The organism is uncultured Tenacibaculum sp., assembly GCF_947499065.1.
Taxonomy (GTDB): Bacteria; Bacteroidota; Bacteroidia; order Flavobacteriales; family Flavobacteriaceae; genus Polaribacter.
This window is the reverse complement of record NZ_CANMMT010000006.1, coordinates 199,496-220,353: the sequence shown is the minus strand read 5'-3', so window position 1 is coordinate 220,353 and position 20,858 is coordinate 199,496. Positions and strand designations below refer to the sequence as shown.

Here is a 20,858-nt window from a genome sequence, read left to right as displayed (position 1 = left end):
ATTATAAGTTTGCGTATAAATTTATTAACTCTTTAGATGTTTTATCCCAAGTAAATTCGTTACGAACAAAATTCTTTCCGTTTTCTCCTAATTGATTTCTCAAGGATGGTTTATTATATAATTCTATAATCTTATTTTCAAAATCTTCAACATCTTTTTCTTTATGAACTAAACCTGTATTATATTTTTCTATTAATTTTTTCTGAGCAGTAGCATTACTTACCAATAATGGCTTACCTAAACTCATATATTGAAACAATTTATTTGCATAGGCTACATCATGTTGAATATTTCTATGCAAGGGTGAAATACAAACATCACTTGCTTCTATATAAGATGGAAATAAGGATACATTTTTCCATCCTTCTAAATCAACAAATTCTTTTAATCCTAATTTATTAACTTCTTCTTTTAATAAATAATCAGTAGTGTTTTTACCTACAACTACAAGTTTTACATTAGGTATTTGATTCTTTATATTGTTTATTGCTCTAATTGCTGTCAACAAACCTCTTCTGATATGGGTATCTCCCAAATAAAGTATAACAAAATTATTTTTATATTTATGAATCAAACTTTCATTCAACTCAAATGAATTATAAAAAGATTTCCTAATTGTATTAGGAACTAATGTCACTTTTTCAGCTTTAATTTTTGTTCTTTCAATAAGCTCATCCACAAATTCTTGAGAAACTGTAATTACACTATCTGCCTTTTTTATAAAGCTCTCTTCTTTTTTCTTCCAACTTTTTGGTGAAATAATGTATTTACCAGGAAACTTTTGTAAGTGCGGATAAAATTTCATTACCTCAGGCATGTTATCGTGTAAATCTAAAACTACAGGTAATTTAATTCTTTTATTAGCTTTAAAAGCTGCTTCTGCTATTCTAATATCGTGAATATGGATAGCTTCAATTTTATTTTCTTTTAAAAAATTTAAAATTTTCTTTTTCATTATAAAAGTATATACTGGGACTGTATATACCAATGCAGACATTTTATAATCAAATTTATTAGACTTATACCTTCGAACCTTTATTTGATTAACTATTTCTTTTCTTTCCTCTTCTTCGTAAGTTAAACAGAATAGAAAAACTTCATGTCCATTTTTAATTAATTCAATAGCTTCGTTTTCAACTCGTGGATCTGGAGGGAAAACTTTGTCCAATATCATTCCTATTTTCATACACTCATTATATCTTTAACAAATGTATATTTAAAATATACTCTAAACAAAAAAAGAGAATCAATTGATTCTCTTTTTTCCTTTTCATAGTATTTGATTTATATCCAAAAAGCTAATTAATACTTTTGGAATAAACTTTTTCCTTTGTAAGCTTAAGTATGGTACGAATGTAGTACTGTTTTTGTTCATAAAAAAATGTATATATCCTCATTTTATAAAATGCAAGTAGTATATTTATCATTTTATAAAAAGCTTAAGTAAGCATATTTCAATGAATTTCAGAAGATTTTTCTTAATACATCTTATACTGTTCACTATCAATATTTTTTCTCAAAATAATAATGATAGCATCAACATTAAATTAAAAGAAAAGTTAGAATATTATAAAAACACCAATAGTGATAGTCTTTTATCAATAGCAAAAAAACTAGAACAATCTAAAGATGATTGGTATGTAATAGTAGGTTTGTCAGCAGAGGCATACGCATATTACAGAGAAAAAGATTATATAAAATCAGAAGAAGCTTCTATTAAACTATTAAACAAAGCAAATAGTAATCTATCTATTAAAAATAATAAGGAATATTTTTATGATGGAAAAGCTGCTGCATACAATAGGCTATTTTGGATAAAAAACAATCAAGAAAACTATACAAAAGCCTATGAATATCTTCTCTTGATGGAGAAAACTAATGAATCTAGGCCAAATAAAAACATTAAATACTTAAGATATAAATTAACGATAAAAACTTCAAAAGCCATTATAAAAAAAGCTTTAAAAATGGAAGAAGATGCTAAAAACATTTTACTAGCTGCTTATAATGACATGAATTCTTCAAAATTCGAAAGCATCAATAATGATAATTTCTTCATTCAGCAAAGAGCAAACATTAGTAACAGCTTAGGTAACACTTATATGACTCTTTTCCATAAAGACAGTTCAACAAACTATATTGACTCTGCTGCTTTTTACTATGATAAAGCTTTTTTAATCACTAAATTATTTAAACCTCCTCATAAAGATTCAGATATTATATACAGTTTTAGAAAAACTGAAATCCTTATAGCTAAAAAAAAGTATAAAAAAGCAATTAATGAAATCAATAAATACTCTAGAATAAGTAATGGATACCATTACAAACATAGAGAGTATTTTCAAAAAGCAATTTGCTTTCACAACCTTAACATTACAGATTCTACTATACATTTTGCTAAAAAACTTATAAACGACAACAAAGAGAAGTGTAAACGAAGTAAGTTAATTACAGTTTATGACATCTTATCTAAAGAGTATAATAAGCTGAATAAAATTGACAGTGCTTTTAAATACTCCCAACTAACACTTAAACAATTTAACTTAGCTAAAAGTAACAAAGAGAAAACTTACAATTTACTATATACTAACAACTTTAAACAAGCTCAAGTATTAAACAAGAAAATTAAAGATAAAGAAGCTTCAAAACAAAACAATCTAATTATTACTTTCATTGCTTTAATTTTGATTTTATTGAGTTTAACATTTTTCTTTTTAAGAAAAGAAAAAAAACAAAAGTATGAGCTAATCAATCAATTAAACACTCAACAATCTTCTTCAATTGATGTTGTAGAAAAAAAAGAATACAATATTGATGACGCTTTAGAAAATAAAATCCTAGATAAGATAAACGATATTAATAAAAATTTTGAGTTCTTAGATTCTAACTTTTCTATTTCCAGCATTACTAAAGACTTAAAAACTAACTCTACATATGTATCTTTTGTATTTAATAAACACTACAAAGAGTCTTTTAAACAATATTTTACTAGACGTAAGATAGATTATATAATTAATAAGTTAAGAACTGATAGTCAATATAGAAAATACTCTATTCAAGGTTTAGCTCAAGAAGTTGGATATACAAATGCTTCTGCATTTTCAAGAGCTTTTAAAAAGCAAGTAGGCATTACACCTTCTGCTTTTCTAAAAACTCTTGATTAATTAAATTATATAAATTACTGCTTTTTTTTCTTAAAAGCTACCCAACCTACTGGAACTAACAATAATAATGCATATGAAAATAATGTAATTCCATTTCCTATTGATATAACTGTAGGTTCGTATTTAAATACTACTTCATGCTTTCCTTTTGGAATTTCCATCCCTCTTAGCACATAATTTATTCTATAATAAGGAGCTTGTTTGCCATCTAAATAAGCATTCCACCCATCTTTATAATAGATTTCAGAAAACACTGCAAAACTATTTCCTGTTGTATTTGTTTCATACACCAATTCTGTTACATCATTTTTAACTAGTTTTATTGATGAAACAGAGTCTTTCTGAAATTTTAATGAAGACAACTCCCCATTTAAATATTTTGAGTTTAATACAGCTTCTTTTTTCGTTTTTAAACTATCTAAAGCCTTTATCTCTCTATTTGCTGTATCAACAACTTTTAGTTTTTCAACAAACCAAGCATTTCCATTGGCATCTTTATTTTCTTGAAATTTATCTTCACCAATAATAATATATTTAGCATTTAACATATTCAACACCTCCATATTATTCTTAGCTATTTGGTAATCAAACAGCTCTTGGTATCTCTTCATTTTTGCTGCATGGTACCCTCCTATTGAATTATGAAAATAAGAAGTTCTCCCATCCTGCATTGGATTTACACTAAAGTTAGCTACCCTATAATAATCTTTATCTTTTAAAATTTCCTTATCAGCTTGGTTTGGCGAAAATGGTTTTAATACTCTTCTTGCAGATGTAAAATCTTCTTTATTTACATAATTAATATCTACAGAAACCAAATCAAATACTATTAACCCACCAATAATTATTAAAACTGGAATTTGTTTTAATTTTCCTTTTAAATAAAACCATAATAAACCACCAGTTGCTAAAACTAATAAGAATGACCTTACACTATCATTAAACAACATATCCTTTCTATCAGAAATTAAAGCATCAATCAATGCTGGTAATTGTTGATATTGGTTATCTCTAAGTCCTTCAAAAGCAAACAAACTTGAACCAAATAAGGCAAAAATTACGGTTATACCACCTATTACATAAAAAGCTTTTTTAACAGCTGTTTCTTTTTCTTCCGAAGAAATTTTAGTTGAAAAGAAATCTCTTAAAGCTATAACTCCTAATAACGGTACGCATAACTCTGCTATTACTTGAATAGATGAAACTGCTCTAAACTTATTATATAAAGGCACATAATCGATGAAGAAATTTGTTATTATTGGAAAGTTTTTACCCCAACTTAATACAATAGAGAAAATAGTAGCAGAAACTAACCAATATTTCAATCTTCCCTTTACTAAAAATACTCCTAAAAAGAATAAAAAGAATAAAATTGCCCCTATGTAAGCTGGTGCTTCTACAATAGGCTGTTTTCCCCAATAAGTAAGTACTTGACTTGAATAATCTTTTGCTACACTTTTACCAGCATTTTGCTCTAAAACTTGATAAAAATTAGAGTCCTCACCTAATTTTTCAATAGTTCCACCTCCCATAAAACGAGGAATTAGTAGATTAAATGTTTCTCCTATTCCATAACTATATTCTGTAATATAAGCTTTATCTAATCCTGTAGATTTTTCTTTAGGGCTTCCATCGGCATTTATAGTTAGTTCTGACTTCCCCCTAGTACTAAAGTCTCCATACTGTTTCATTGCTAACAATCTTGTAGAATTAACTCCTAAACCTATAAACATTGCAGCAATCAATACTAATGCTTGTTTAGCAAAAACTGGTAATGTTTTTGTTTTAAATGCTTCAATAAATTCTACAATAGCTAATATTAACAAACAAAAAACAAGGTAATAAGTCATTTGAGGATGATTTGCATACACTTCTAAAGCCATAGCTAAAGAAGTAATTACAAAACCGAGTAAATATCTTTTTTGAAAAACATATAATACTCCTGCGATTACTAACGGCATATATCCTATTGCATGAGCCTTTGCATTATGCCCTGCTCCAAAAATAATAATTAGATATGTAGAAAAACCAAAGGACAAACTACCTAATATAGCTAGTTTCCAATCTACTTTCAACGCATTTAACAGCAAGAAAAATCCTAAGAAGTATAAAAACAAGTAATCAGCAGGTCTTGGTAAAAATCGAATAGCTTTATCAATATATCTTACAAAATCATTTGGATAATAAGCACTAACTTGATAAGCTGGCATTCCACTAAATGCATTTCCTAACCAATAAGGCTCTTCTCCTTTTTCTGCTCTGTAATCAGAAACTTCTTTAGACATTCCTATAAACTGAGTAATATCACTCTGTTTAATTTGTTTCCCACTTAAAACTGGATTAAAATATAACAATGATATAACAGCAAAAGCAGCTATTGCTATTGCAAATGGCAGTATTTTTTTAAAATTCATAGCTAGTCTATTTCTTCAAAGTCAACATACTCTCCTACCGAATTATTGCTTTGTTTATTATTTCTTGGTTTTTTATCTATAATTGTTTTTCCTTCTTCAACATCTGTTTTTTGTTGTTGATTTTGATATTGTTGCTCAGCTCTTTTCTGTACTTTATCAACAGCTTTTTTAATTAAATATGGAGCAAACAACCTCACAACAAACTTAACAGCATAATATGCTACAAGGATTATTAGTAAAGTTCTTAAAAAATTCATAGGTCCAGCCTCATTTATATGTATCATCTATTTCTTGTAAATAAAAAAATCTATCAAAAATAACAATTTGAAGCAAAAGGAAGCGTTAAGACTTTACAAAACTTAAATTATACGGTAATTCGTATTTTTACGTATGTTTGTATAATTTCTATAACTTGAATTCATAACATGATTAAGAAACTTTTTTTGTTTTTTGCTTTTTGCTCACCCTTACTTGTAAATGCACAATACACGACTGTTATAAATTCTAACCGTCCGGGTTTCTCAGAGAGCCCATACAGTGTGGGTTCTGGTGTATATCAATTTGAATCAAGTCTATTTTTTAGAAAAATTAATGCTACACCTACTTTTAGTAATCCGCAAGCTATTGGCTTAAACTTATTATTTAGAACAAGTTTCTTTACCGAAAAACTAGAGTTCAATTTAAACACAAGTTTACAAAACGATAAAAATGCATTCAAAAATGTTTTTGAATCATCTCATAGCCAAACAGGATTTGGTAATTTAACTTTAGGAGCGAAATACTTAGTGTACACTCCTAAATATGATGATAAGAGTAAGGAAATTAGAAGCTGGAAAGCTAGACATTCTTTTGATTGGAAAAGATGGATTCCACATGTAGGAGTATATGCTGGAGTAAATTTTGGTAGCATTTTAAATGATTATCATAAAAAAGGTGGTGTAACACCAAAAGTTGGAGTTTTACTACAAAATGAATTTTCTGATAAACTGAATGTAATAAGTAATTTATATTACGATTATATAGGAAGTGATTTTTCTGAATTCTCATACATTATAACTGGAACTTATAATTTTAATGATTATTGGTCTGGTTTTGCTGAATTACAAGGTTCTTTTGAAAAGTACCAACGAAAAAGCAATATTGGTTTTGGAGCAGCTTATTTATACAGTGAAAATCTACAACTAAACGCTACTGCTAGGATAATGCGTGAGCAAAGCGAAATTGGTGTTTATACAGGTATTGGTGTTTCTTATAGAATAAACAGACATAAAGATGATTTTGTAGAAGTAGATGAATTTGGTAATAAGATAGTAGAACAAGAAGAAACTAAATATGATGAAAACAAAGGTTTCTTTGGACGCTTATTTAGCAAAGTAAAAAAACTGTTTAAGAAAAAAGACAAGCAAACTATTGTTATTGATGATGGTGAAAAGAAAGAAGAAATAACAATTGAAAAACCAAGAAGACAACGTCAAAAATCATTAGTAGATGTAATTGCTAAGGAAGATAAAAAACAAAAAAAGAAAACTACTAAGGCTGAAAAGAAAGCAGCGAAAAAAGCGAAAAAGAAAGCTGAAAAAGACGCTAAAAACAAAGCTAAGGAAGCAGAAAAAGCAGCTAAAAAGAAAGAAAAAGAACGTTTAAAGCTTGAAAAAGAACTCAAGAAAGAAAAGGAAAAAGAAGCTAAACGTAAAGAAAAAGAACGTTTAAAGCTTGAAAAAGAAATAAAAAAACTAGAAGAAGAATTAAAAAAAGAAGAGGAAAAAGAGAAAGAAAAAGAAAAGAATAAGGATAAATAAAAATGATACATTTGCTGTATGATTGAAATTAAAGAAATAAATACCAAAAAGGAAATGAAACAATTTGTTAAGTTTCCTTTTTCTCTTTATAAGAATAATAAATATTGGGTACCCCCTATTATTAATGACGAAGTTGCTAGTTTTGACAAAGACAAAAACCCTGTTTTTGAACATGCAAATGCACGCTTTTTCATAGCTCTAAAAAATAATCAAATTGTTGGACGTGTTGCAGCTATAATCAACACATATGAAGTTGAAAAACAAAACATAAAAAAAATGCGTTTTGGTTGGTTTGACGTTATAGACGATATTAATGTAAGCAAATCGCTAATTGAAAAAGTTAAAGAGATTGGATATCAAAATGACTTAGATTTTGTTGAAGGCCCAGTAGGTTTTAATAATTTAGATAAAACTGGGGTTCTTGTAGAAGGTTTTGACCATATAGGAACTATGATTACTTGGTATAATCATCCATACTATTCAAAACACTTAGAACAGTTGGGCTTTAAGAAAGAAAAAGAATATTTAGAAAATAAATTTCGTTTTAGCAATGTGGATGCTGCTAAATATAAAAAAGCAAGTAACATTATTAAAAAGAGATACAAATTAAAAGCTCTAAATTTCACTTCAACCAAAGACATTATGCCCTATGTTGATGAAATGTTTGACCTATTTAGCAAAACTTACTCTAAGCTCTCTACTTATGTACCTATTTCTAATGCACAAATAGAACATTTTAAAGAAAAATACATCAGCTTTATCAACCCTGAATATATCAAGTTTGTTTTAGATGAAAACAATAAATTAGTAGCTTTTGCTATTGTAATGCCTTCTTTTTCTAAAGCTTTACAAAAAGCTAATGGAAAACTATTTCCTTTTGGCCTTTTTCATTTACTAAATGCTAGACGTAACTCTAAAGATGTTATTTTTTATTTAATTGGGGTTCACCCTGAATATCAAAACAAAGGTGTTACAGCTATAATTTTTGATCAATATGCAGAAACTTTTGCTAAGAAAAATATTGAAAACTGTATAAGAACTCCTGAATTAGAAGATAATATTGCTATACAACAAATATGGAAAACCTTTAATCCTTCAGTCCACAAAAGAAGAAGAACTTACAAGTTAGATTTATAATGCAGCTATTTTTCAACCCTAATATCACTCCTGAAACCAAAGAAATTACTTTTGAAAAAGAAGAAAGTAGACATATTGTTCGCGTTTTAAGGAAAAAAGAAGGAGATATTTTACATATTACCAATGGTAATGGTTATTTATTTTTTGCTGAAATAGTAATTCCAAACGATAAAAAGTGTTTGGCTACCATTGTAAAAAAAGAAGAAAAAATTAACCATAGAAATTACTATTTACATGTAGCTATTGCACCAACAAAAAACAACGATCGATTAGAATGGTTTTTAGAAAAGGCTACAGAAATAGGTATTGATGAAATTACCCCTATAATTTGTGATAATTCTGAACGAAAAATAGTAAAAACAGAACGATTATCTAAAATAATTCAATCTGCTATGAAGCAATCGCTTCAGTTTACACTCCCAAAACTTAATTTACCTGTAAAATTTTCTGAGTTTATGAAGAATGATTTTTCTGAACAAACCTTTATTGCGCATTGTGAAGAAAACACAGAAAAATTATTTTTAAAAAACATTGTTAAACCAAATTCGAAGTATACTATCCTAATTGGACCTGAAGGTGATTTTTCTACAAAAGAAATTGATAGTTGTTTGAATAAGAACTTTACTCCTATTTCATTAGGAGAAAATAGATTGAGAACAGAAACGGCTGGCTTAAGTGTAGTACAGAATATTGCCTTTATTCATCAATAAGTCATTTTTTGTATATTTAAAGTTCTAAATAAATATACAACTATTGAGTACTGCTGATTTTTTTAATTTTTTCTTACTTATTAGTGCATTACATGGTTTTGCCTTTAGTATAATTCTTTTTTGCTCTAAAAATGGAAGAGAAAAAAGTATGCTATATTTAAATTTATTAATACTAGCTATTTCTTTAAATAACTTCCAGTCTTGGGCTTTAGAAAAGAATTTATTTCAACATAGGTTTGCTTTAGACTATATTCAAATACCCTGGCACTTCTTAGCTATGCCTTTTCTTTACATGTTTTTAGTAAACTATTTGAATTTAGCTGATAAATCATACAAATTATTAAAAATTATCATTCCTATATTTTTAATAATAGTAATAGCTCAGGTAAGCTTTGTCTTTAACTACAGTAACAGTACATTTTCTCATAATGATTTAGATTATTTATATGAACGATATACTTCATTTGAAGAAATTTTCAGCTTAGTTGTATCACTAAGTATTTTCATTTATTCGTTTTATATTTTATATAAAAAGGAAAAGCTTTTTCCAAAAATATTATCCTTTGACAATTTAAAATGGATACACACTTTCTTTAAATTAACTACCGTTGGATACTCTTTATGGATTTTAGCTTTGATTATAAAAGTTAAAATGAACTTTTCTGGTTTTTTATTCTCGTATTATCCTTTAAGAATTTATACAACTATCCTTATATATTGGTTAGGATATCAAGGACTAAGACAAATTAGAATACTAAAAGAACGTAAACATATTAGAGAATCATTATCTATTGAATTGAATGGCGATATTAGTGTTAATACGATTAACTTAAATACAACAGAAGATACTTCTTCTGAAAAACATAAAGAACAATTTTTAAAAATAGATGATTTTATAAAAAAGAGTAAAAAGTATTTACTCCCTAAATATACTTTACAAAATTTATCATTAGATACAGAATTAGGTTCTAGCACACTTTCTCTAATCATTAATAATATTGCTGGAAAATCATTTACTGATTATCTAAATGAAATGAGAGTAGATCAAGCAAAAAGCCTTTTATTAGACTTGGATTATTCTAATTATACAATTACATCTATTGGATTAGAATCTGGTTTTAACTCAAAATCTACTTTTTACACTGTTTTTAAAAAACATACTGGATATACACCTGTTGAATTCAAAAACATTACAGTAGCGGTTAATTAAATTTGTTACTTTTTATAAAAAAGAGGTTCGAAAACATCCAAATTGGATGTTTTCGAACCCTTAAATTTCAAATAGCCCTTATATTTGTAAACGAGAAATTTGAAATCTAAAGTGAAAATTGTGAAGGGGTTTTCTATTTTGAATTTAAATATTCTTTAAAATATTTATTGAGTAATAAACTCAATAATGAAAAAGAAAAGGTTTGTCCTAAAAGCATCAATATGACTATTGGTGCTTTTATTTTTTTGTCATTCCTAAGTATATTATCTCACCAAAATAAAAATTTTACTTTTTATAAAAAAAGGGTTCTAAATCGTCCAGATTGGACGATTTAGAACTCGTCTATTTTAATCCCGTTTTATATTTGGTACTAGAAGTTATGTAATTATTGAAAATAATAAGGGGATTTTTAATTTATAAAATAACTTCTGTAAGGGGAAAAAGAAAACACCAATAGTCATATTGGTGTTTTTTATTGTTGTTTTATTATATTGCTCTTCATTATATAATATACACAATGAAAAAGGTTATAGTTATTCTATTTTTGATAAACTCCTTCATCGTTTTTTCTCAACAAATAGCTGTTTTAAAATATCAAGGAGGTGGCGACTGGTATGCAAATCCAACTGCATTACCTAATCTTATTGAATATTCTAACCTTCACACCAAAACCCTAATTGATAAAAACATACAAACGGTAAGTTTAGATGATGAAACAGTAAATAATTATCCAATTATATTTTTAACTGGACATGGTAATGTTTTTTTCTCCAATGAAGATGCTGAAAATCTTAAAAACTATTTAATCTCAGGAGGTTTTTTACATATTTCAGATAATTATGGATTAAATAAATACATTAGAAGGGAACTTAAAAAAGTATTTCCTTCTTTAAAACTTCAAGAAATACCTAATAACCATCCTATTTATCATCAAACATTTTCTTTTCCCAATGGACTACCTAAAATCCATGAACACGACAAAAAACCACCTCAAGGCTTTGGTCTTTTTTACAAAGGGCGTTTAATTGTATTTTATGATTATGAAAGTGACTTAAGTGATGGATGGGAAGATGCATCTGTTCATAATAATCCTAAAGAAGTACGCGAAAAAGCTTTAAAAATGGGGTCAAACATTATAGAATATGCCTTTAAAAACTAATGATTTTCAAATAGACAGTATTAAAATAAATTTTGATACTGATGCTTTATGGATGTTAAACATCGCATTAGCTATTATCATGTTTGGTATTGCTTTAGATATTAAAATTGCGGATTTTAAAAGATTATTAAAGAATCCTAAAATTGTTTTAGTTGGGGTATTATCTCAGTTTATTTTACTACCCTTTTTAACTTTTATAGCTATTTACCTAATCAAACCATATCCTAGTTTTGCACTTGGTATGATGCTTGTTGCTGCTTGTCCTGGAGGAAATGTTTCAAATTTTTTTAGTAAAATGGCGAAAGGAAACACTGCTTTATCAGTTAGTTTAACTGCCTTTGCTACTTTACTATGCTTAATTATGACCCCTTTAAACTTACAAATATGGGGAAGCTTATACGAACCTACTAATGCTATTTTAAAAAGTGTTTCTTTAAATCCTTTTGAATTATTTAAACTTGTATTATTAATATTAGGAATCCCAATAATTTTAGGAATGTTAGTCAATCATTTTCATTCAGAAATGGCAACAAAAATCAATAAAATACTTCGTCCTTTTTCAGTAGTTTTCTTTCTACTTCTAATTGTAATTGCTCTTTATGATAATGCTGATATATTTAAAAACTATATTCACTTAGTATTATTTTTAGTAATTTTTCATAATGTATTTGCTTTTATTATTGGTTATGTAACTGCAAAATCATTCAAACTTAATCATAAAGACACGAAAACAATTTCTATGGAAACTGGTATTCAAAATAGTGGATTGGGACTTCTTCTAGTATTTAGTTTCTTTGATGGCCTTGGTGGTATGGCACTATTAGCTGCTTTTTGGGGTGTATGGGATATTTTTTCGGGAATGACTTTAGCAACTTATTGGGGTAGAAAAAAACTATAATTAATGAGATACTTAGTTTACTATTTTTTTAAAGTACTAATCAAAACTGGTTTGTTTTTTTATTCTAATAAAATAAAAGTAACTGGAAATAAAAATATTCCTAAAGATGGTGCTATTTTACTAGCTTCTAATCACCCAAACGGTTTAATTGACCCTTTAATTATAGCAACTCATATTAAGAGAAAAACACATTTTTTAGTACAAGCTGGTGTTTTTACAAGTAAATCTGTTTCTAACTTTTTTAATTTATTAGGTATGATGCCTATTTATCGCATTAGAGATGGTATAAAACAGCTTTCTAAAAATGAAGCAATCTTTGATCAATGTCAACAGCTTTTAAAGAACAATAAAGCTTTACTTATTTTTCCTGAAGGAAGTCATAATAGAAAAAGAACTGTCAGACCACTTAGCAAAGGCTTTACCAGAATAATATTTGGTACTCTAAATAATTACCCTGACACAAAAATTTATATTATCCCTGTAGGTATTACTTATCAGAATTCTTCTCAATACCCATCAAAAGTAGCTGTAAATTTTGGTGAACCTATTGTATCTAACGACTTTTACAAAGAAGACAATCTAAATGCCTCTGCTAAAGTTTTAAAAGAAAAAGTGAGTTCACAATTAGAAAACTTAGTAGTTCATATTAAAGATGATGAAAACTATGAATATACTCTAGAAAAACTAAACAATGCTCAAGTTGATTTTACCGAAGTAAAAGAGGTTAACAAAATAATAAAAAGTGGGAATTTACCTCCTCTAAAACAATCTTCTAAAAACACTTTTAACCCTTTATATTATTTAGTGATTTTAAATAGTATTATTCCGTATTATTTATGGAAAAAGATAGGCAAAAAAGTTACTGAAATTGAATTTATCGACACTTTTCGTTTTAGTATTAATACAATTTTGTTTCCTACTTTTTATGCATTACAAGGTTGGATTGTTTATTTATTTTTCAACTGGAAAATAGCACTATCTTATTTTGTTCTTTCTTTATTATTGGTTTTACTATATACTAAAACCCATGTATGCAAAACTGAAACTACTAATTAAAGCTACTTTTGTATTTCAAAATATTTTATAAAAGATATTTGTATCCGTTATAAAAATTACACTACCTTTGTAAAAATATTTTATATGTTTTCAAAATCTTGCGAATATGCCATGAGAGCAATATTATATATTGCCAAACAAAGCTTTAACGGTAATAAAACTGGCGTTAAAGAGATTGCTAAGGCTACAAATTCGCCAGAAGCTTTCACAGCTAAGATTTTGCAAAAACTAACAAAAAACAACATTGTAAACTCTATTAAGGGCCCTTATGGTGGTTTTTTAATCTCTGAAAGTAAAGCTCAAGCTATTAAACTTAGCGAAATTGTAAAAGTTATAGATGGCAATGAAATATATACTGGATGTGGCTTAGGCTTAAGAGAATGCAATGCAAAAAACCCATGCCCTATTCATCATAAATTTATTGATATTAGACGAGATTTAAAAACAATGCTAGAAACAACAACTATATATGATTTAATCAAATCAGAAACTGGTGAAAATAAAATTCTACAATTAAAAAGATAAACTAAAAAAGGCTGTTCCTTTTTTTTAAAAACATAAAGGATAAAAATATCCTTTATAGAATTACATAATTAAAAATAGGAAAGTTTAATTCTTTAAAACAAAAAAGGATAAAAATATCCGCTATAAAATGACTAACTTAAAAAAAATAACAACCATACAAATTGCTTGCGTCTTTATTTGGATTGGCTTTATAGCTTCGATAAGTTTTATGGAAGCATGGTTAAAATTTAAAGCTGAAGGAGTAACCACTGAAATTGGTCTATCTATTGGACGTTTAGTTTTTAAAGCCTTAAACACAGTAGAAATAAGTTTAGCTTTTATAATTCTTGTTTCAATATTAATTAGCAAGAACTTCAACTTGCTAAGAAAACTACTACCTCCCTATTTTATCTTACTAATACAAAGTATTTATCTCTTACCAGTTTTAGATTCAAGAGCTATACAAATTATACAAGGCATTTCAGTAGATAAAAATTACGACCACTTAGTCTATGTTTTATTAGAACTACTAAAAATAATAACACTCATTTTAATAGGTATACAAATAACATATAACAATGAATATAAATCCTAATACGCTAGTTTCAGATATAGTATCTGAAAACTATAAAACAGCAGAAACTTTCAAGCTTTATGGTATTGATTTTTGCTGCAACGGTAACAGAAGTTTACAAGAAGTATCTGAAAAAAAACAGATTGATTTATCAATATTAATTTCAAAAATTAAAAATAACAATGAGAAAAGTATAAATGCTAATCATGAAAATTTTCAAAACTGGGAACTAGACTTCTTGAGTGATTATATATATCAAAATCACCATACTTACATAGAAAGGAAAGGTCCTGAAATATTAGCTTATCTTAATAAGATTAGTTCTGTTCATGGTAAAAATCATCCTGAACTTTATGAAGTAGCCTTACTTTTTAAAGAAGCACTAGATGACTTAACTATTCACATGAAAAAGGAAGAATTAATTCTTTTTCCTTACATAAAAAAAATAGCAAATTCACACAAGAACAATGAACATCTAAGCACTCCTCCCTTTAGCTCCATATCAAACCCTATTGAGGCTATGCACAGCGACCATGATAATGAAGGTGAGCGATTTAGAAAAATTTCAGAATTAACAAATAACTACAAAATTCCTAACGACGCATGCAATACATATAAAATCGCTTTTTCCTTACTAAAAGACTTTGAAGAAGACTTACATAAACATATTCACTTAGAAAACAATATTCTTTTTAAAAGAGCCATAACTCTTGAAAATAAATTAAACAATAAGAACTAATGAAAAAAATTTGGACAATTTTTATACTAGTAGTAGCATCTTCATTTGCTGCTCTTATATGGGTAGGTACTGAGATTTACCAAAAACAACCTCCTATTCCCAAAAAAGTAGTTGTAAAAAATACAAATTCAATAATCTATACTAAAGCAGATATACAAATAGGCCAAAATGTCTGGGAATCTATTGGAGGAATGGAAGTAGGCTCAATTTGGGGGCATGGAAGTTACGTTGCTCCCGATTGGTCTGCTGATTGGATTCACAGAGAAGCTGAGTTTTTATTAAACTATTGGGCTAAAAAAGATTACAATAATGATTTCGAAAAATTAGATGTAGAAAAACAAGGTGCTTTAAAAGCTAGATTAGTTAAAGAAATAAAAACAAATACTTATAATAAAGAAACTGAAAGTATTAGTATTTCAGAAGATCGATTACTTGCTATTAAAAATAATATTACCTACTACATCTCTATTTTTTCTGAAGGTCATGAACAATATGCAATACAAAAAGGAGCATTAACAAACGTTCAAAAACTTGAACAACTTAATGCTTTTTTATTTTGGACTTCTTGGGCGGCAAGTACTAATAGACCAAATAAAGACTACACCTACACATCGAACTGGCCACATGAGCCTTTGATTGACAATACCATAACCGCTGACTCTCAAATTTGGTCTGGTTTTTCTATCATTCTTCTTTTATTATTTATCGGGATTCTTGCTTATTATTATGTAAGAAATCACGAAAAAGGTGAAGCTGTAACAAGCCCTAGTAAAGATCCACTTGTTAATATGCCTTTATTTCAATCGCAAAAAGCAGTTTTAAAATACTTTTTTGTTGTTTCACTTCTAATAGCTTTACAAGTAGTTTTAGGGATAATTACCGTTCATTATACTGTAGAAGGACAGTCTTTTTTTGGATTCGAACTATCAAAATTTTTGCCTTACTCTATTTCTAGAACTTGGCACACACAACTGGCTGTTTTTTGGATTGCCATTACTTGGTTAGCTACTGGTTTATTTTTAGCTCCCATGATTAGTGGTAAAGAAATGAAGTATCAAGTTTTTGGTATTAACTTTTTATTTATTGCTGCTTTAATTATTGTTTTAGGTTCTATGCTTGGTGAATGGCTTGGAGTGCATCAATTTTTAGAATTATCTACCAACTTTTTCTTTGGACATCAAGGATATGAATATATGGATATGGGTAGATTCTGGCAGTTATTCCTTGCTGTTGGTTTAATTTTATGGATGTTCATGGTAGGAAGACATATTGTTTATGGAATTAAGAAAAAGAATGATGATAAACATTTACTAACCATTTTACTTGTAGCAGTTATTGCTATAGGAATGTTTTTCTTTTCTGGTTTAATGTATGGAGAAAATAGTAGCTTACCTGTTATCAATTACTGGAGATGGTGGTTAGTACATTTATGGGTTGAAGGTTTCTTTGAAGTCTTTGCTACTGTTACGATTGCTTACCTATTTTCAAGAATGAAAATAATATCAGTAAAAACAGCTGGAAAAACTTCTATAGCTTCTGCAACTATCTTTTTAGCTGGAGGTATTATTGGTACACTACATCATTTATACTATTCAGGGACTCCAGTACAAGCTATTGCTTTAGGTGCTACTTTTAGTGCGTTAGAAGTAGTTCCTCTTACTTTAATGGGCTTTGAAATTAGAGAAAATTGGAATCTACTAAAAGAAAATGAATGGATTCAACGATACAAATGGCCTATTTTCTTCTTTATAGCTGTTGCTTTTTGGAATATGGTAGGAGCTGGTGTTTTTGGATTTTTAATTAATCCACCAATTGCTCTGTATTATATTCAAGGACTAAATACAACTTCTGTACATGCTCATACTGCTTTATTTGGAGTATATGGTATGCTTGGAATGGGCTTTATTATTACTTGTTTACGTTTATACTCAAAACGTTTATGGAACGAAAAACTTATTAAAAATGCATTTTGGTTACTTAATATCGGATTAGTTCTTATGGTGGTGTTGAGTTTACTTCCTTTAGGTATCATCCAAGCATATACCTCTATAACAAAAGGATATTCTTACGCCAGAGATGCTGAACTTTTATACACTCCAACAGTGCAAACTATTAAATGGATGCGTGTTATTGGTGATGTTGTGTTCTCTGTTGGTATTGGTTATTTCTGCTGGTTTGTAATAAAGGAAACTGTCAATTTAATTAAAAACCGCTCATAATTTTAATTCTTTTGTTGCAAAAAGGAGCTGTTTATAACAACAGCTCCTTTTTAAAAACTAATTTACTATTTAAATATTACTTTAAAGTTTCAGTAAAATAGCTCTTTAACTTTACCACAGCTTGATTAACATACTCCTCTTGATCATACAAATCAAAATGTGTTGCTTCTTTTATTGTAAACAACTCTTTTTGCCCTTTAGCTCTATTTACTGCAACTTCACTAAAATAAGCTGACAAAGCTTTTTCTCCTACTATTGCTAAAAATGGTCTATCAGCCATTAACTCCATTTGTTCACTTGGATTGAAAAAATAACGAGTATCTAAAGACATTGCTGCTCTTAAAGGTGAGTAAGCAGCAAATTGCCCACCTCGTTTTGGATTTCTATAATAATCAGCTGCTCTATCCCAAAACTCTCCCATTCCAGAATTTTTCACAGGAATTCCATCAACCAAAACAACTTCTCCTGTTTCAAAAAACTTCTGCCTTGCTTCGTTCCCCATTTTTATTTGTTGCTGAAACTGAGCTATTTTATCTCCTTTTAAAACATCGCTGTACTGCGTAGCTCCTCCTAATCCGTAATCAATAAAATCAACAAAACCACTTACCGTTGCCACTGATTTTACTCGCTGATCAAAAATTGCTGTTTGAATACTATATCCTGCTCCTGAACAAATTCCCAACTCTCCTACTTTTTCTTTATCCACTCCTGGTATTGTTCTTACAAATGAAATAGCATTTTTGATATCCTCTACTTTCATAGGTGCATTTTCCATAGCTCTTGGGTATCCTCCACTCTCACCATAAGTTCTATGGTCAAAAGCCAAAGTTACAAAGCCTTCTTTTGCTAATTTCTCAGCATAAATCCCTGCTGTTTGTTCTTTTATTCCACTTGCTGGCGTTATACAAACTATGGCAGAAAATTTTCCATTAATATCAAAATCTTTAGGTATAAATAAGTTTGCTGCTATTCTAGTTCCTTCACTTAAAAAACTAACTTTATTTATCCCTTCTACATAATTTACTCTATATGTGCCATCCTCTTTTTTTGTTTGCGCTTTTACATTAAACATCATACTTAAAATTAATACGGTTATTATTCTTTTCTTAAAAACTCTATTCATCATAATTATTTTTTATAATAATTAGTAAATAATTAACTTGCAAGTTGAAATAAAATATGACTATAATCTGAAGCAAATCTATAACTAAAGAGAAGGTCATCAAAATACTATTTTTTTATATTTATCATAATTATTTATTATGGATACTAGACTACTTAAATTTTTCATCGCTGTTTACGAACAAAAGAATCTAACTCGAGCTGCTTCTCAATGTTTTGTTTCTCAACCCAACATTTCTAATGGAATTAAACAACTTGAAGAAGAACTTGGAAAAACTTTATTTGAACGTCATAAAAAAGGGGTTGAATTAAAAACCGAGGCTCATTATTTATATCCTATAGCTAAACGTTTGGTTAGTGAAATAGATAATTTGAGTCACAGTTTTAAGGTTAGAAAATTTGAAAACAAAGTACAAATTGGTATCGCAGAGAGTTTACCTCAAGAACACAAACAACAGTTTTTTAGGACTTCATCTAATATTTGTGATTCCGTAGAATGGATAGTAAATGAAATTGATAGAAAAAATGAACTTAATTTATTAGTCAGAGAATGGAAGCAAGAAGAAGACTTGTTTTTACCTCTTTGGAAAGAAGACTATGTTCTCTGTATCCCTAACGACAATCCTTTAATAAACAAAGAACTTATTAGCTTAAAGGATTTAGAAAAAGAAACATTTATTCACTGCCCTCCCTGTGAAGCTCACAAGCAATGCTTATCAATTTTAAATCACGAAACAAACAAAATGGTTACTGTTGCTAATTGCTCAACCAAAACCGAAACATTAACCATGCTAATGGCTGGATTAGGCGTTACTTTTTTACCTGAATCGTTTGTTGATGGATGGTATGGTTTTGAGGTAAAAAAATACAAAGGACCTCGTTATTTTAGAGAGGTTGGTTTAGCTTATCCAAGAAAAAGCTTAAAAAATCCAGCGATTGCTAAAATCATTGAACATTTTTCTAAAAATCCATTAAAAACAACAAAGTTTAGTGAGTTTGGCCACTATTTCAAAACCTAAGATTGTGTTTAAAACAATCTTCCATAATAGTTTAAATCAACCAATTCTCCCTTGGTTGTTCTATAATCACATCTAAGTACTCCTTCTTGTTCAAACCCGCATCGTAAGGCTAAATTTATACTTCTTGTATTTTCTTTTGAAATTCTACAAAACAACTTTTTAAACTGATGCTTTTTTACTGTATTCTCTAGTATATAATTAAAACTCTGAGTTATAATCCCCTTTCCTTCATAGGACACATCTATAAAAGCTCCTAGTTCGGCTTTAGGAACATCCCAATCTATATTTTTAAAATCTATAAAACCAATCGCTTTACCTAGTTTCTTATCTATTATTAAATACGGATAATAAGTTTTCTCTTCTATTCGTACATCTATTTTTTTACAATACTCTTCTGTATCTTGCAATGTTTGTGTATACTTTACTGTTCCAGCAAAAAAGTCTTCTAACCTATTTTTATTCTTATTAATTAATTCAAAAAAGAGAGCGCTTTCTTTTTCTGTTAATAATTGTACTTTAAAATCGTCCATTATCATACTCATTTATTTTTTTTGTAAAATAACGGCAACTTACAAACATATACATTGATTTAAATCAACGTTTTCTTCACCCTTGACAATGTTTCTGGGCTCATTCTTAAATAAGATGCTATGTATTTATTAGGAATCTCTTGAAACAGCTCTGGTCTTCTTTTTAGAACTCTTTGATATCTTTTTACAGGAGATGAAATTAACAAATCTTTTTCTCGCTCTGCTTGATGCACTATAATCTCCTCCAAAACCCTATACCACAATTCTTGATACTCTTGGCGAGAAAATATAAACTTCAGAAACTCTTCCTTAGACAAATAACTTACTTCTGTTTTCTTTAAAGCCTCTATTTCTAATTGAGAATTTTTACCCGAAAAAAAAGAATCTAACGCTGTTATGATAGATTCTTTATATCCAAAATAAAAAGTATGTTCTTCAAAATCTTCAACAAAGAAAACTCGAACACTTCCCTTTTCTATAAAATAAATATTGGTATCAATGCTATGAGCTCTTTTTAAGAACTCTTCTCGATTTAAAACTTTTCTCTGAGTAGCAATTCCTTCTTTCTTTATATAAGCTCGTAACGTTTTATATGCTTCCATTT

General features: G+C 28.4%; 19 protein-coding genes. 13 read left to right on the top strand and 6 right to left on the bottom strand.

What is annotated here, in order from left to right; translation table 11 throughout:
- Nucleotide 1: 1 nt before the first annotated feature.
- Nucleotides 2–1,186, bottom strand: a complete 1,185-nt coding sequence (locus Q0958_RS13625; RefSeq protein ID WP_299123980.1) for a glycosyltransferase family 4 protein — start codon at nt 1,184–1,186, stop codon at nt 2–4.
- A gap of 271 nt (nt 1,187–1,457) precedes the next feature.
- Between Q0958_RS13625 and Q0958_RS13620 the strand changes: the two genes are divergently transcribed.
- Complete coding sequence (locus tag Q0958_RS13620) at nt 1,458–3,164, top strand: AraC family transcriptional regulator (RefSeq protein WP_299123978.1); 1,707 nt, start codon at nt 1,458–1,460, stop codon at nt 3,162–3,164.
- Between the two features lie 14 nt (nt 3,165–3,178).
- On the opposite strand, the gene Q0958_RS13615 is transcribed toward Q0958_RS13620, so the two are convergent.
- Together Q0958_RS13615 and Q0958_RS13610 are read right to left on the bottom strand one after the other, a co-directional pair.
- A complete protein-coding gene (locus Q0958_RS13615; protein WP_299123976.1) occupies nt 3,179–5,578 on the bottom strand; it encodes a YfhO family protein in 2,400 nt (799 codons plus the stop codon).
- 2 nt (nt 5,579–5,580) lie between these two features.
- Complete coding sequence (locus tag Q0958_RS13610; RefSeq protein WP_272150387.1) at nt 5,581–5,862, bottom strand: DUF4834 family protein; 282 nt, start codon at nt 5,860–5,862, stop codon at nt 5,581–5,583.
- 141 nt (nt 5,863–6,003) lie between these two features.
- On the opposite strand from Q0958_RS13610, the gene Q0958_RS13605 reads away from it, so the two are divergent.
- From Q0958_RS13605 to Q0958_RS13555, 11 genes are all read left to right on the top strand, one after another.
- Nucleotides 6,004–7,377 carry a transporter gene (locus tag Q0958_RS13605; RefSeq protein WP_299123972.1) on the top strand — a complete coding sequence of 458 codons (1,374 nt, stop codon included), beginning with the start codon at nt 6,004–6,006 and terminating at the stop codon, nt 7,375–7,377.
- Nucleotides 7,378–7,395: 18 nt separating this feature from the next.
- Entirely contained in the window at nt 7,396–8,514 is a 1,119-nt protein-coding gene (locus Q0958_RS13600; protein ID WP_299123970.1) for a GTP cyclohydrolase, read from the top strand.
- Nucleotides 8,514–9,224 carry a 16S rRNA (uracil(1498)-N(3))-methyltransferase gene (locus Q0958_RS13595; RefSeq protein WP_299123967.1) on the top strand — a complete coding sequence of 237 codons (711 nt, stop codon included), beginning with the start codon at nt 8,514–8,516 and terminating at the stop codon, nt 9,222–9,224. Before Q0958_RS13600 ends, Q0958_RS13595 begins: the two co-directional genes overlap by 1 nt.
- Before the next feature lie 148 nt (nt 9,225–9,372).
- Nucleotides 9,373–10,434 (top strand): helix-turn-helix domain-containing protein, encoded by a 1,062-nt coding sequence (locus Q0958_RS13590; RefSeq protein WP_299123965.1) that lies wholly within the window; start codon nt 9,373–9,375, stop codon nt 10,432–10,434.
- A 517-nt stretch (nt 10,435–10,951) separates the two neighbouring features.
- Nucleotides 10,952–11,593, top strand: a complete 642-nt coding sequence (locus Q0958_RS13585; RefSeq protein ID WP_299123963.1) for a DUF4159 domain-containing protein — start codon at nt 10,952–10,954, stop codon at nt 11,591–11,593.
- Nucleotides 11,577–12,491 (top strand): bile acid:sodium symporter family protein, encoded by a 915-nt coding sequence (locus tag Q0958_RS13580; RefSeq protein ID WP_299123961.1) that lies wholly within the window; start codon nt 11,577–11,579, stop codon nt 12,489–12,491. The genes Q0958_RS13585 and Q0958_RS13580 overlap by 17 nt, the downstream gene beginning before the upstream one ends.
- A 3-nt stretch (nt 12,492–12,494) precedes the next feature.
- On the top strand, nt 12,495–13,547 hold the full coding sequence (locus tag Q0958_RS13575) for a lysophospholipid acyltransferase family protein (RefSeq protein WP_299123959.1): 1,053 nt from the start codon (nt 12,495–12,497) through the stop codon (nt 13,545–13,547).
- A gap of 84 nt (nt 13,548–13,631) precedes the next feature.
- Nucleotides 13,632–14,072, top strand: coding sequence for an Rrf2 family transcriptional regulator (locus Q0958_RS13570; protein WP_235275695.1), 441 nt, complete (start codon nt 13,632–13,634; stop codon nt 14,070–14,072).
- A gap of 127 nt (nt 14,073–14,199) precedes the next feature.
- Nucleotides 14,200–14,646, top strand: a complete 447-nt coding sequence (locus Q0958_RS13565) for a hypothetical protein (protein WP_299123956.1) — start codon at nt 14,200–14,202, stop codon at nt 14,644–14,646.
- On the top strand, nt 14,630–15,364 hold the full coding sequence (ric, locus tag Q0958_RS13560; protein ID WP_299123954.1) for an iron-sulfur cluster repair di-iron protein: 735 nt from the start codon (nt 14,630–14,632) through the stop codon (nt 15,362–15,364). Before Q0958_RS13565 ends, ric begins: the two co-directional genes overlap by 17 nt.
- Entirely contained in the window at nt 15,364–17,583 is a 2,220-nt protein-coding gene (locus Q0958_RS13555) for a nitric-oxide reductase large subunit (RefSeq protein WP_299123952.1), read from the top strand. The genes ric and Q0958_RS13555 overlap by 1 nt, the downstream gene beginning before the upstream one ends.
- A 76-nt stretch (nt 17,584–17,659) precedes the next feature.
- Here Q0958_RS13555 and Q0958_RS13550 read toward each other — a convergent pair whose 3' ends face one another.
- Complete coding sequence (locus Q0958_RS13550; protein ID WP_299123950.1) at nt 17,660–18,706, bottom strand: alpha/beta hydrolase; 1,047 nt, start codon at nt 18,704–18,706, stop codon at nt 17,660–17,662.
- A gap of 139 nt (nt 18,707–18,845) precedes the next feature.
- Here Q0958_RS13550 and Q0958_RS13545 point away from each other — a divergent pair, with 139 nt between their 5' ends.
- Nucleotides 18,846–19,724: a LysR family transcriptional regulator gene (locus tag Q0958_RS13545; protein WP_299123948.1), complete on the top strand. Its 879-nt coding sequence runs from the start codon at nt 18,846–18,848 to the stop codon at nt 19,722–19,724.
- An 8-nt stretch (nt 19,725–19,732) separates the two neighbouring features.
- Here Q0958_RS13545 and Q0958_RS13540 read toward each other — a convergent pair whose 3' ends face one another.
- Both Q0958_RS13540 and Q0958_RS13535 read right to left on the bottom strand, forming a co-directional pair.
- The gene (locus tag Q0958_RS13540) at nt 19,733–20,266 is read right to left on the bottom strand and encodes a GNAT family protein (protein ID WP_299123946.1); all 534 of its coding nucleotides are present in this window, start codon (nt 20,264–20,266) and stop codon (nt 19,733–19,735) included.
- A gap of 47 nt (nt 20,267–20,313) precedes the next feature.
- Complete coding sequence (locus Q0958_RS13535; RefSeq protein ID WP_299123944.1) at nt 20,314–20,856, bottom strand: cyclic nucleotide-binding domain-containing protein; 543 nt, start codon at nt 20,854–20,856, stop codon at nt 20,314–20,316.
- Between the last annotated feature and the right edge of the window lie 2 nt (nt 20,857–20,858).